At 61.3% G+C, this 12,980-nt stretch carries 11 protein-coding genes; 7 read left to right on the top strand and 4 right to left on the bottom strand.

Annotation, left to right across the window (positions count from 1 at the left end):
• Nucleotides 1-190: 190 nt before the first annotated feature.
• From secA to KW842_RS18510, 3 genes are all read left to right on the top strand, one after another.
• On the top strand, nucleotides 191-2,974 hold the full coding sequence (gene secA / locus KW842_RS18520; protein WP_218305601.1) for a preprotein translocase subunit SecA: 2,784 nt from the start codon (nucleotides 191-193) through the stop codon (nucleotides 2,972-2,974).
• 80 nt (nucleotides 2,975-3,054) lie between these two features.
• Entirely contained in the window at nucleotides 3,055-4,233 is a 1,179-nt protein-coding gene (locus KW842_RS18515) for a sensor histidine kinase KdpD (protein WP_218305600.1), read from the top strand.
• 13 nt (nucleotides 4,234-4,246) lie between these two features.
• Nucleotides 4,247-4,918, top strand: a complete 672-nt coding sequence (locus tag KW842_RS18510; RefSeq protein WP_218305599.1) for a hypothetical protein — start codon at nucleotides 4,247-4,249, stop codon at nucleotides 4,916-4,918.
• 47 nt (nucleotides 4,919-4,965) lie between these two features.
• On the opposite strand, the gene KW842_RS18505 is transcribed toward KW842_RS18510, so the two are convergent.
• Nucleotides 4,966-5,598, bottom strand: a complete 633-nt coding sequence (locus KW842_RS18505) for a sigma-70 family RNA polymerase sigma factor (protein WP_218305598.1) — start codon at nucleotides 5,596-5,598, stop codon at nucleotides 4,966-4,968.
• Nucleotides 5,599-5,735: 137 nt separating this feature from the next.
• On the opposite strand from KW842_RS18505, the gene clpP reads away from it, so the two are divergent.
• Nucleotides 5,736-6,326: an ATP-dependent Clp endopeptidase proteolytic subunit ClpP gene (gene clpP, locus KW842_RS18500; protein ID WP_218305597.1), complete on the top strand. Its 591-nt coding sequence runs from the start codon at nucleotides 5,736-5,738 to the stop codon at nucleotides 6,324-6,326.
• On the opposite strand, the gene KW842_RS18495 is transcribed toward clpP, so the two are convergent.
• The 3 genes from KW842_RS18495 to KW842_RS18485 all read right to left on the bottom strand — a co-directional run bounded on the left by KW842_RS18495 (nucleotide 6,317) and on the right by KW842_RS18485 (nucleotide 10,044).
• Complete coding sequence (locus KW842_RS18495; RefSeq protein ID WP_218305596.1) at nucleotides 6,317-8,302, bottom strand: ATP-binding protein; 1,986 nt, start codon at nucleotides 8,300-8,302, stop codon at nucleotides 6,317-6,319. The two genes, clpP and KW842_RS18495, sit on opposite strands and share 10 nt — an antisense overlap.
• 84 nt (nucleotides 8,303-8,386) lie before the next feature.
• Entirely contained in the window at nucleotides 8,387-8,797 is a 411-nt protein-coding gene (locus KW842_RS18490; RefSeq protein WP_218305595.1) for a hypothetical protein, read from the bottom strand.
• 20 nt (nucleotides 8,798-8,817) lie between these two features.
• On the bottom strand, nucleotides 8,818-10,044 hold the full coding sequence (locus KW842_RS18485; protein WP_218305594.1) for a porin: 1,227 nt from the start codon (nucleotides 10,042-10,044) through the stop codon (nucleotides 8,818-8,820).
• A gap of 307 nt (nucleotides 10,045-10,351) precedes the next feature.
• Between KW842_RS18485 and argJ the strand changes: the two genes are divergently transcribed.
• From argJ to KW842_RS18470, 3 genes are read left to right on the top strand one after another with little or no spacing between them, the layout of a single operon-like run.
• Nucleotides 10,352-11,590, top strand: a complete 1,239-nt coding sequence (gene argJ, locus KW842_RS18480) for a bifunctional glutamate N-acetyltransferase/amino-acid acetyltransferase ArgJ (RefSeq protein ID WP_218305593.1) — start codon at nucleotides 10,352-10,354, stop codon at nucleotides 11,588-11,590.
• A gap of 1 nt (nucleotide 11,591) precedes the next feature.
• A complete protein-coding gene (locus tag KW842_RS18475; protein WP_218305592.1) occupies nucleotides 11,592-12,461 on the top strand; it encodes an ATP-binding protein in 870 nt (289 codons plus the stop codon).
• Nucleotides 12,458-12,850 (top strand): NUDIX domain-containing protein, encoded by a 393-nt coding sequence (locus KW842_RS18470; protein WP_218305591.1) that lies wholly within the window; start codon nucleotides 12,458-12,460, stop codon nucleotides 12,848-12,850. The genes KW842_RS18475 and KW842_RS18470 overlap by 4 nt, the downstream gene beginning before the upstream one ends.
• Nucleotides 12,851-12,980 lie beyond the last annotated feature (130 nt).

The raw sequence follows: 12,980 nt of genomic DNA, 5'->3' as shown, positions 1-12,980 counted from the left end.
TCACCACCGGTTAAAATCGATTACTTTTGTGACATTGTGAACGCTTGGGCTATTGTTATATAGGCCAATAACCCAATCTAGCACCGGGCGCGTGATAAAATCACCGTCTTTTGCCATATCCCAACTCCGTGCGGTAGTGTCTTTTCACCTGCAGAGGTTTTTTTAACGGCGTTTTTTCAAGAATTCAAGCATGTCTTTTCTGACCAAGATTTTCGGCAGCCGCAACCAGCGCCTGCTCAAGCAATACCAAAAAACGGTACGCGAGATCAATGCGCTCGAACCGGCCATGGAAAAACTGTCGGACGCCGAGCTGCAAGCCAAGACGCCCGCCTTCAAGGAACGCCTCGCCGCCGGCGAGACGCTTGACCAGATCCTGCCGGAAGCCTTCGCCGTTTGCCGCGAAGCGTCCAAGCGCGTGATGAAAATGCGTCACTTCGACGTGCAAATGATCGGCGGCATGGTGCTGCACTACGGCAAAATCGCCGAGATGGGCACCGGCGAGGGCAAAACCCTGACCGCGACCCTGCCAGCCTACCTGAATGCACTGTCCGGCAAGGGCGTGCACATCGTTACCGTCAATGATTACCTGGCGCAGCGCGACGCCGACACCATGGCCAAGCTGTACAGCTGGCTGGGCCTGAGCACCGGCGTCAACCTGTCGCAGATGGAGCACTCGGTCAAGCAGCAGGCTTACGCTTCCGACATCACCTACGGCACCAACAACGAATTCGGTTTCGACTACCTGCGCGACAACATGGTGTTCGACATCAAGGACCGCGTGCAGCGCGTGCTGAACTTCGGCATCGTCGATGAAGTTGACTCGATCCTGATCGACGAAGCGCGTACCCCGCTGATCATCTCCGGTCAGGCCGAGAATCACACCGATCTGTACTACAAGATCAACGAACTGCCACCGCTGCTGACGCTGCAAATCGGCGAAGAAACCGCCGACGGCAAGGGCAAGATCGAAGTGCCCGGCGATTACACCAAGGACGAAAAAGCCCACCAGGTGCTGCTGACCGAAGCCGGTCACGAAAAAGCCGAAGCGATCCTTACGCAGATGGGTCTGCTGGCGGAAGGCGCCTCGCTGTACGACTCGGCCAACATCACGCTGGTACACCACCTGTACGCGGCGCTGCGCGCGCACGCGCTGTACTTCAAGGATCAGCACTATGTGGTGCAGAACAATGAAGTGGTGATCGTCGATGAATTCACCGGCCGCCTGATGACCGGCCGCCGCTGGTCCGACGGCCTGCACCAGGCGGTGGAAGCCAAGGAACACGTCAAGATCCAGAACGAGAACCAGACCCTGGCCTCGATCACCTTCCAGAACTACTTCCGCATGTACGCCAAGCTGGCCGGCATGACCGGTACGGCCGATACCGAAGCCTACGAATTCCAGGAAATCTACGGCCTGGAAACTGTGGTGGTGCCGCCTAACCGTCCATCGGCGCGTAAAGACCGCCAGGATCAGGTGTACAAATCGGCGCAAGAGAAGTACAACGCCATGATGCTGGAAATCCGCGAGTGCTACGAACGCGGCCAGCCAGTGCTGGTGGGGACGACCTCGATTGAAAACTCCGAGCTGCTGTCAAGCATCCTGACCAAGGCCGATCTGCCGCACAATGTGCTGAACGCGAAACAGCACGCACGCGAAGCAGAGATCATCGCCCAGGCAGGTTCGCCGAAAGCCATCACCATCGCTACCAATATGGCCGGCCGTGGTACTGACATCGTCTTGGGCGGCAACGTTGAAAAACAAATCCAGTTCATCGAAGCCAATCCTGAGCTGAGCGACGCTGACAAGGCCGCGCAAGCCCAGGCGCTGCGCGACGGCTGGCAAGCACTGCACGAACAAGTGGTGGCTGCTGGCGGCCTGCACATCGTCGGCACCGAGCGCCACGAATCGCGCCGCGTTGACAACCAACTGCGTGGCCGTGCTGCGCGCCAGGGTGATCCTGGCATGTCGCGCTTCTTCCTGTCGCTGGACGATCCGCTGCTGCGCATCTTCGCGGGCGACCGCGTGCGCGCCGTCATGGACCGTCTGAAAATGCCGGAAGGCGAGCCGATTGAGGCGGGCATCGTGTCGCGCTCGATCGAAACCGCACAGCGCAAGGTTGAGGCGCGCAACTTCGATATCCGTAAGCAGCTGCTGGAATACGACGACGTTGCCAACGACCAGCGTAAAGTCATCTATCAGCAGCGTAACGAGCTGCTGGAAGCGACCGATATTTCGGAACTGATCCAGTCGCTGCGCCATGGCGCCTTCCACGACCTGGTACGCGAATACGTGCCGGCGGAATCGGTCGAGGAGCAGTGGAACCTGAAAGGCCTGGAAGCCGCGCTGGCGGCCGAATGGCAGATCGAGGTACCGCTGACCAAGATGATCCAGGACGAGCCTAACCTGACTGACGAAGAAATCGTCGAACGCGTGATCGCGGCGGCCGATGCGCTGTATCAGTCGAAGATCGATATCGTCGGCAAGGAGTCGTTCGGCGGCTTCGAGCGCAACGTGATGCTGCAATCGGTGGACTCGCACTGGCGCGAGCACCTGGCTGCGCTCGATCACCTGCGCCAGGGTATTCACCTGCGCGGCTATGCGCAGAAGAACCCTAAGCAGGAATACAAGCGCGAGGCGTTTGAACTGTTTGGCCAGATGCTGGACATGATCAAGAACGAAGTGGTCAAGCTGATCATGACCGTGCGCATCCAGTCGCGTGAAGAGATCGACGCGGCCGAAGCGGCGATGCAGCAATCGCACGTTGAAAACGTCAGCTACCAGCACGCGGACTTCAATCCGAACGCTGCGCCGGAAGAATTGCTGGCGCCACCGCAATTCAGCGGCCTGCCACCGGAACTGCAGAACCTGAGCGGCGAGCAGCTGATGGAGCTGGGCCTGAAAGTCGGCCGCAACGATCCATGCCCATGCGGCAGTGGCAAGAAGTACAAATCCTGCCACGGCAAGCTGGCGTAAAGTGCCGCTCTGGTAGACAATAAACCCGTAAAGTTGAAAAGCTTTACGGGTTTTTTTACGCTTGAGCAGAGAGGCGCGGCATGACACAGACGCTGGACGAGGACATTGCGACGATTGCCGGCATCAGCGCGGTGCCGACCATACTGGAGGCAGTGGCGGAGCTGACCGGCCTGGGCTTTGTCGGCATCGCGCGGGTGACGCCGACCTCCTGGCATTTGTGTGCGGTGCTGGACCGGCTGAACTACGGTCTGTCGGTCGGCAGCGCACTGGATATCAAGACCACGCTGTGCGAGGAAGTGCAGCACACGCGCTGCGCCGTGATCATCGATTCGGTCGAGGAAAGCGCGCAATACCGCGATCATCACACGCCACGCATCTACGGCTTTCAAAGCTACTTCTCCATCCCCTTGTACCGGGCGAATGGCGACTATTTCGGTTCGCTGTGCGGACTGGACCCGCAGCCTGCGCAGCTGACGCAGAAAGCCACCCGCAATACGCTGATGCTGTTTGCCGAGTTGATTAGCCGGCAGCTGGCCAACGAAGTGGTGCTGGTCGAGGCGCAGGAAGCGCTCAGCGACGAGATGAAGACTGCGCGGCTGCGCGAGCAGTTCATCGCCATGCTGGGCCACGATATCCGCACGCCGCTGAGCACCATCATGAACGGCACCGAGATCCTGCGCCAGCGCGCGCCTGCGTCCCTGGCGCCCTTGCTGGACATGATGCAGCGGAGCAGCCAGCGCATCGCCGCGCTGGTGGACGATGTGACCGATTTCACGCGAGGCCGCATGGGTGGTGGCATCTCGCTCAATCTGCGCCCGGAACCTCATCTGGAAGCGCCGCTGCAGCAGGCGATAGACGAGTTGCGCAGCGTGCATCCGCAGCGCGAGATCGTCGCCGAACTGCCGCTGGGGCTGACGCTGGTTTGCGACGCGGCGCGCATGGTGCAGCTGCTGTCAAATTTGCTGAATAACGCCATCCTGCATGGTAGCCCGTCGGCGCCGGTACTGGTCAGCGCCAGGGAGGCGAACGGTATCTTTGAGCTGTCGGTGACCAACAGCGGCCCGGCGATTCCGGCCGAGGTGCAGGCGCAGCTGTTCAAACCGTTCTGGCGCTCCGGCATCGCCGACGGCGGTGACGGATTGGGATTGGGCTTGTTCATCGCCTCGGAAATCGCCATCTCGCACGGCGGGCTGCTGGAGGTCAGTTCGTCGGATGACGCCACCACGTTCACGTACCGCTCCAGCAGTATCAACCAATAAAAAGCGAGGAAGAATGGACCACGAAGTCAATCAACTAATGCTGCGCGTCGCGGCATGCGAGCAAGAAAACAAGCGCTTGCGCAAGCAGGTCAAACGGCAGAATTTGGGCTTGATCGGCGCCTTGCTGGTGACTGTGCTGGGTACGGCCACTGCCAGCATCGCGCTCAAGAACGAGGTGTTCGGTACGATACAGGCGCGCGATATCACCATCGTCGATAAGAACGGCGTGGTCCGTGCGCGCATGAGCGGCGATATGCCGGACGCGGTGATGTTCGGCGGCCGTGTCGCCAAGCGTGGCGGTGAAGCGGCCGGCTTCATGATTTACGATAAGGATGGCTACGAGCGTGGCGGCTATGTCACCTTCGACCATGACAACGCCATGCTGTCGCTCGATTCCAAGCACCACATGGTGGTCAGCCTGATTGCAGGCCCGGACGAGAGTGGTGTGGGCGTCCTGAACCTGGCGAACAAGCAGCAGGGAATGGAGTTACGGGTAGACACGGACGGTGCCCGCATGAGCGTCAGCAAGGAGCGCGTGGTGCAGCAGCAGATCCCGGCGATCGATCAACTGACGCCGGAAACCTGCACCCGTTGGCGCAAGATCGAAAAAGAAAATCCGAACAAAAACGTTTGCCGCAGCCGCTATACCGAAACCGCGTGCCAGCGTTGCCTGTCCGAGCAATAAGCAGGTCGCGCTGAAATTCTGCCGCGGGATGGTCGCCGCAGCCTGCGCTAGGCCGCCATGCGGTAGCAGGCGTCGTTGGCGCAGGCTTGCGGCTGTACATCGGTCAGCAGCCTGACGACTGTCGGCGCATCCAGTTCATGGATGGCGGCATGGAAGCGCTGGACCAGGTCGCGGTTCAGCTGTTGTTCCGACGCCTGTGCATCCTTATCTTCGCGTAGCCGGCGGCGGGCACGGCTCAGGTGCTGCCGCGCGTTGGCCGCTTTGCTGCCCAGCGTCGCCGCAATGTCGGCGTGTTCGCGTTCAAACACCTCATGCAGGACCAGCGCCAGTCGCTCGGCAGGCGACAGCGCCAGCAGCCGCGCCAGCGCTTCGGCCAGCTCCGCCTGCCGCAGCAAGCGATCATCTGGCGTTGTGGGGGCGCTCTGCGGCGTCATTTCCAGCGCGATGTGCGACGCCATCGCATCCCGTGCGCGCCTGCGCAGCCGGTCGATCGACTGATGCCGCACCACCGTGGTTAGCCAGGCAGCGGGCATGGTCAGCGCCTGCTGTTCGGCACCATGCCACTTGAGAAAGCAATCCTGCACCACATCCTCCGCCTCGGCATCGCTGCCGACAATGCGCAGGCTGATCGCTTTCAGGCGCGGGCGTAACTGTTCAAACAGATCAACGGCGGTTGGCATGACGGATCTCCTCAAGGCTGGTGTGCCTATGACGCCTGACGGCGGCCAGGTGTGACACGGCGACGGAATATTTTTTTGCCGTCACGCGACGCGTGTGCTTAAGCGTCAAGTGGGTACTTTAACCTGAAAGGACCTTCATGCATGCCTTGGTGCCCACCGTTATTGAACAAACCTCGCGCGGCGAACGCGCTTTCGACATTTATTCGCGTCTGCTGAAAGAGCGGGTGATCTTCCTGGTTGGGGAGGTGACCGAGCAATCGGCCAACCTGATTGTCGCGCAATTGCTGTTTCTGGAATCGGACAATCCCGAGAAGGACATCTCGCTCTACATCAATTCACCCGGCGGATCGGTCTATGCCGGCATGGCGGTGTACGACACCATGCAATTTATCCGGCCCGATGTCTCGACATTGTGCACCGGCTTTGCCGCCAGCATGGGCGCTACGCTGCTGGCGGCCGGCGCCATCGGCAAGCGCTACGCCTTGCCCAACGCCCGCATCATGATCCACCAGCCGCATGGCGGCTCAAAGGGCGTGGCGGCCGACATCGACATCCAGGCGCGTGAAATACTGTACCAGCGCCACCGTCTCAACACCATCATGGCCGAGCGCACCGGCAGGGCGCTGGCACAAATCGAAAAAGACTCCGACCGCGACAACTTCATGTCCGCTCACGAAGCCGCCGAATATGGCCTGATCGACCATGTGCTGACCACACGTCAGACCTGACTGCGGACGGGGGCGACGCGGGGAATCAGCATGCGGATGGCAGTGCCGGCGCCGGGTGCGGAGTCGAGGGTGATGCGTCCGCCCAGTATGCCGGTGACGATGTTGTAGACGATGTTCATGCCCAGCCCCGTGCCGCCCTGTCCCATCCTGGTGGTAAAAAAGGGATCGAACACGCGGCGCTGCACTTCTTCCGTCATGCCGCAGCCGTCGTCGCTGAATTGCAGGTCGATCAGGCCGTCGGCGCCCAGTTCGGCGCGGACGGCGATGGCGCCGCTGCGCCGCTGTTCGAAGGCATGCGTCAAGGCGTTGGTGATAAGGTTGGTCAGTACCTGATATAGCCCGCCCGGATAGGAGTCCAGCATCAGCCCGGCCGGAATGTCCAGCGCGACCTCGCATTGCATGCGCCGCAGCCGTGGGGTGTAGGCGGCGATGGTGTCCTGTACCGCCGCCAGCAGCTCAAAGCTGCGCCGCTGGTCGTTGGTCTGGTCCACTGCGATCTGCTTGAACGAGGCAATCAGCTCGGCCGCCTTGTGTAGCGAGCCGGCGATCAATTCGCTGGCGGTACGAACTTCGTCCAGGTGCGCTGTCAGCTCGGAGCGGCGCAGCGTGCCTGCGGCAACGTGCTGCGCGAATTCCTGCACGCGGTCACGCAAGGCGGTCGAGGCCAGCAGGCTGTTGCCGATTGGCGTATTCAGTTCATGCGCGATGCCAGCCACCAGCGATCCCAGCGAGGCCATTTTTTCCGATGCCAGCAATTCGCTCTGCGTGTGCTGCAGTGTTTGCAGCGCGGTACTGAGATCGGCGTTGGCGCGCTCCAGTGCGGCCGAGCGCTCGCGCACGCGGCTTTCCAGCGAGATGTTGAGATCCTTTAGCTCGCGCTTGGCGTTCAGTTCTTCGGTGAGGTCCAGCAGCGCCCAGATGATAGACGGCTTGCCGTCCAGGATCAGCGTCGACGACCAGATCGCTACGCTGCCGACACTGTCGTCGGCCAGCAGCACGCCGGCGATTGCGCCTTGCACAGCGCCGTCCTGACGGTACATATCCCAGATGCGCTCGCGCTCGCGGGTGCTGGCCCAGAACGGCACTTCGTCGCTGCGCTTGCCGATCAAGTCGGTGCCGGCGGCGCCGAAGGTGTGGGCCACCGCACGGTTGATGGCGACGATGCGGCCATCGCAGTCGGACACCGTCAACGGCAGCGGCGCCATATCGAACAAGGTTTTGAAGCGCGCTTCCGATTCCGACAGCCGCCGCTGCGATTGCTCCAGCTGCGCGATCCGTTCGCGCAGCGCCGCGCTCATCGCGTTCAGCGCGCGCGTGAAGACGGCAATTTCATCGTTGCCGTGCACCGGCAGCGCCTTGCTGTAGTCGCCCGAGGCCATCTGCCGTGATTCGCCGGTCAGTGCCGTCAGCCGTTTGCCGATGCCGTGGGTGAAGACGTAAAACATCAGCACCCCCAGCGCAAAGCCGAACAGCGCGATCACGCTGCCCTGTACCAGCACTTCGTCGCGGGCCTGTCCCAGGTCTTTGGTGGTGAGTCCGAAATGGATGCTGCCGATGCGGTTATCGGCCAGCAGCAGCGGCGAGCGCGCATGCAGCGTGTCGCCGCTGATGATGGTGTTGACGCCTTTGCTATCGCCGCCTTCGTGCGGCAGTCGTGGCAGGGCTTGTTCGCGCTTGCCCACCGAGATGATGGGGCTGCCCTCATCGTCGAGGATGGTCAGGTAGCGCAGGAAACTGTCGTCCGGATCGGCCAGCATTTCCGCCAGATAGCTGTTCAGCTCGGGCAGACGGCCACGGGTGGCGTAGGGACTCAGTGAGAGGTTGAGGGTGACCGCGTATTCACGGGCGACCCGTTCGGCGTTGGTATTGACTGCGTGGTTCATCAGCCGCAGGCTGTTCCAGATCAGTAGTCCAACCACCAGTGCCTGGATGATGGCACTCAGCATCAGGAACTTCGCGCGTAGCGATAAACTCAAAACGTTCACTCCTTGTTGGGCAATGCCAGGAGCGCACGCACCTGCCGCATGGATAACGCGGCAGGCTGGCAGGGCGGCCTGGGTTTAAGGCAGGGTCAAAATCACTTTGACAGTATCGTCAACTGCCGATTTATCAATATACCCGATTGCTTTCGGATCGGCAGCAACTGCTTTCTTCACCTCGGCGCTATTGGCATATTCCTTCGGCGGCGTGGCTTTGCCGGTGAATACCAGCTTGGACCACAGGGCTTTGACCTGGGCCGCGTCCTTGTCCGCTACCTTGTGATAGAACTCGTTGCGGATGGCCGAACCGTCAGCCTGGTCGACCGGCGTGAACAGATTGGATTTACCCAGGAAGAATTGCGAAGCCTGTTCCGAGAACATGCGCGTCGCCGGGTTCTGCTTGCTGACGATGACGACGATTTCCGCCGCCGATGCCGGCAGGGTTGCTGCGCCGATGGCCGACAGCAGCAGGGCACTCAGTATCTTTTTCATTGTTGTAGTCTCACGCTTTATCAGAATACGAAGTCGACGCCGGCCGCAACCACGGTGACGTTCTTGTTGTAGCCAGCGGCTGGCACGTTGATCAGCAGGCCCGACTTGGCGCCTGGCTTGACGCGGTCAACCTGCACCTTCAGCGCGACTTGCTTGGCGAAGTCCCAGCGCACGCCCACGGTGTCCGAGGTTTGCTCGGCAGCGGTCAGCAGATTGGTGACAGCGGCGTTCAGCGCAGGAATGCGCGACAGTGCGGCCGGCTTGGTGACCGAGCTGCCTTCGCCCTTGGCCGAAGCGTGCATGTAGTACGGCAGCACTTTGCCGAAGCGGTAGCCGACCATGGTGTACCAGGAGTTGGTGTCCGGCAGGTAGACCGGCTCCTTGGCGCGGCGTTGGGCGTATTCCGCCTGGGCGACGATATTGTTCCAGTCCATCGTGCCGCCGATCGAGGTGAAGGCGACCTTCTTGCCGGTGGTGAAGGTGATGTCCGAAGCCAGCTGGGTCAGGCCTACGCTGTTCAGCGTGGTGGTCAGGGCGTTGATCGGCTGGATGTCGTTGATCTTCATGTCGGCGCGGGCGTGGGCTACGCGCAGCAGGAAGGGACCGTATTCGCCGGCCAGGCTGATGCCGGCGGCTGGTGCGCGGTAGGTCGCGGTCGAGCCGGTGCCTGACGACACGTACAGTTTGCCGCGGCTGACGCCGACGAAGGCTTGTGCGGTGAAGTTCAGATCGCCAAACGCGCGCTGGAAGTTGATGTCCGCGCCGTCCGAGTTCTCAATCGGCGCCTGGCTATACAGCTCGATCGGTGGACGCATCATGTTGTTGGCGTAGCCGACGTTCTGGTAGTCCGAGATCAGGAAGGTCGGCACGACCACGCGGCCGACGCGCACCGAGACTTCATCGTTGATGCGGGCTTTCAGGAAGGCCCAGGTCAGATCGGTGGTGAAGGTGCCCTGGGTGGCGTTGCGGGTCAGCACCTGCGCGGTGCCGGACAGCCAATCGTTGAACTTGTAGGTCGCTTGCAGACCGAGGTTGGTGTCGAGGCCCAGACGGGCGCTGTCGCCGACGCCGTCAGCCTGGTTGTAACGGGCGAATTTGACGTCGTTGGTATTGCTTTGGGCGACACCCAGCGTACCGAAGCCGCTGATGCTCAGGTTACCATCATCCAGCGCGCCTGCCTGTGCCGATGTGGCGGTGGCCGCCACGAAGGCGGCCGAGATTGCCGCGACTAAAAGTTGCTTTTTCATGAGTTCAATCCTATGGGAGTTTTGTTTTGTGTGACGGGCAATGCGGGGATGGGGCATTTGTCCGTAACCTTAGACTAATTTCCTGAAGGCATGAAATGGAAAACGATAAACCGAACGAACGTTCTAATTTTTTGTGGCTTTTCTGCAAAAAACACTGTAAAAACAGCAGGTTGTACGATATCTCTCCAGTGATTTTTAAGCAAATTTGATGTTCTGCCATGCTTGCGCGGGACCGTTACAAACCTGCGCGAGCGGCGTGTCAGGGATTACAATAGCGGCTCCTGTTTCCACCCACTGAGATCACACTATGGCCGTTAATTCCCCTCTGCCCATCGCCTCCGAACTGAAGCCTGTCGCCGGTGTTGAAATCGGCTTTGCCGAAGCCGGTATCAAGAAGCCGAACCGCAAGGACGTGCTGGTGATGAAACTGGCGCCGACCGCGACCGTGTCCGGCGTGTTTACGCTGAACCGCTTCTGCGCCGCGCCTGTGCAGATCGCCAAGGCGCATCTGGCCGCCGCCCAAACCAGTGGCAAGCCGATCGCCGCGCTGCTGGTCAACACCGGCAACGCCAACGCCGGCACCGGTGAACTGGGCCTGTCGCTGGCGAATGAGACCTGCGCGGCGCTGGCCTCGCAGCTGGGCGTGGAGGCGGCGCAGATCCTGCCATTCTCGACCGGCGTGATCCTGGAACCACTGCCGGCCGCCAAAGTGATTGCCGGCCTGCCGCAAGCCGTGGCCGGTCTGAAAGCCGATAACTGGTACAACGCCGCCGAAGCCATCATGACCACCGACACGCAGCCGAAAGCCGGCTCGCGCACCGTCACCATCGGCGGACACAGCGTGACCATGACCGGTATTTCCAAGGGCGCCGGCATGATCAAGCCGAATATGGCGACCATGCTGGGCTATCTGGCGCTGGACGCCAAAGTGGCGCAGCCGGTGCTGGACGAGCTGGTCAAGCACGCGGCCAATCACTCGTTCAACTGCATCACCATCGACGGCGACACTTCGACCAACGATTCCTTCATGCTGATCGCCACCGGCGCCGGTTCGCTGAACATCACTTCGGCGGAGCAGCCTGAATACGCCCAGCTGCGCGACGCCGTCACCGAACTGTCGCTGTTCCTGGCGCAAGCCATCGTGCGCGACGGCGAAGGCGCGACCAAGTTCATGAGCATCATCGTGGAAGAGGGCGCCAGCGTGGAAGAGTGCCGCAAGATCGCCTACTCGATCGGCCACTCGCCGCTGGTGAAGACTGCCTTCTTCGCCTCCGACCCTAACCTGGGCCGCATCCTGGCCGCCATCGGCTACGCCGGCGTGGACGATCTGGACGTGTCGAAGCTGAACCTGTACCTGGACGACGTGTGGGTGGCGAAGAACGGCGGCCGCAATCCGGACTACAAGGAAGAAGACGGCCAGCGCGTGATGAAGCAGGCCGAGATCACCGTGCGTGTCAAGCTGGCGCGCGGTGCGGCGTCTGCCACGGTCTACACCTGCGACCTGTCGCACGATTACGTGTCGATCAACGCCGACTACCGCTCCTAAGATGTCGGCGGCCCTCGAACAATTCCTGGTGCGCGCCGAGGCGCTGCTGGCGCGCGTGGAAGCCATCCTGCCGCCGGCCGCGCCGCAGCCGGAGTGGGAGCGCGGCTTTGCGTTCCGCTGGCGTCAGCGCGCCAATGGTCCGAGCTATTTGCAGGCGGTGGCGCATGTGTCCGACATCGCGCTGGATGACTTGCAGCATATCGGTCCGCAGAAACAGCAGATCGAGCAGAACACGCGTCAGTTCGTGAGCGGCAAGCCGGCCAACAATGTGCTGCTGACCGGCGCGCGTGGCACTGGCAAGTCGTCGCTGATCAAGGCTTGCCTGAATCAGTTCGCCAAGGATGGCTTGCGCCTGATCGAAGTGGACAAGGAAGACCTGGCCGAGCTGCCGGACATTGTTGACCTGGTGGCGGGGCGGCCGGAGCGTTTCATCATCTTCTGCGACGACCTGTCGTTTGAAGAGGGCGAGAGCGGCTACAAGGCGTTGAAGGTGGCGCTGGACGGCAGCATCTCGGCGCAGTCCGAGAATGTGCTGATTTACGCGACCTCGAATCGCCGCCACCTGCTGCCGGAACGTATGTCAGACAATATGAGCTACAAGCACGACGAAAACGGCGACCTGCATCCGGGCGAAACGGTGGAGGAAAAAATTTCGCTGTCCGAGCGCTTTGGCCTGTGGCTGACCTTCTATCCGTTCCGGCAGGATGATTACCTGACCATCGTGGCGCACTGGCTGGCCTCGCTGGGCTGCACCGAAGCGCAGATTGAAGCGGCGCGCGCCGACGCCTTGCGCTGGGCCTTGCAGCGTGGCTCGCGCTCGGGCCGGGTAGCGTGGCAATTCGCCAAGGATTACGCGGGGAAGCTGGCATGAGCAAGCCGATTGATGTCGCTGTAGGCATCCTGGTCAAGCCGAACGGCGACGTGCTGCTGGGCCAGCGCCCGACCGGCAAGCCGTATGACGGCTATTGGGAATTCCCCGGCGGGAAAGTCGATCCGGGCGAGAGCATCCTGGAAGCCCTGAAACGCGAGTTTGTGGAAGAGCTGGGCCTGACCATCCACCGCGCCGAGGAATGGTGCGGCGTGGAATACATCTACCCGCATGCGCACGTACGTCTGCATTTCTTCATCAGCCGCGACTGGTCAGGCGAGCCGCAAAGCCTGGAAGGCCAGGCGTTCGCCTGGCAAGGCACGGTAGGCGTCGAGCCGCTGCTGCCAGCCACCATTCCTTTATTGGAATGGCTGGAGCAGGTGCGCTACTAAAATCGGGGTCAGATACCGTCTTGAATAGCAAGCCCTTTTGAAAGGTAATTGGCGTCAAAGGGCTTGCCGGTACGAATGACACCATAGATGAGATGCACGAGCTTATGCATCACGGCGCCGATTACGGCTT

Origin of the sequence: Duganella sp. sic0402 (genome assembly GCF_019219065.1) — a bacterium.
In the GTDB taxonomy this organism is placed as follows: Bacteria; Pseudomonadota; Gammaproteobacteria; order Burkholderiales; family Burkholderiaceae_D; genus Rugamonas.
The sequence above is the reverse complement of the archived record's forward strand: the minus strand, read 5'-3'. Positions and strand labels throughout refer to the sequence as shown.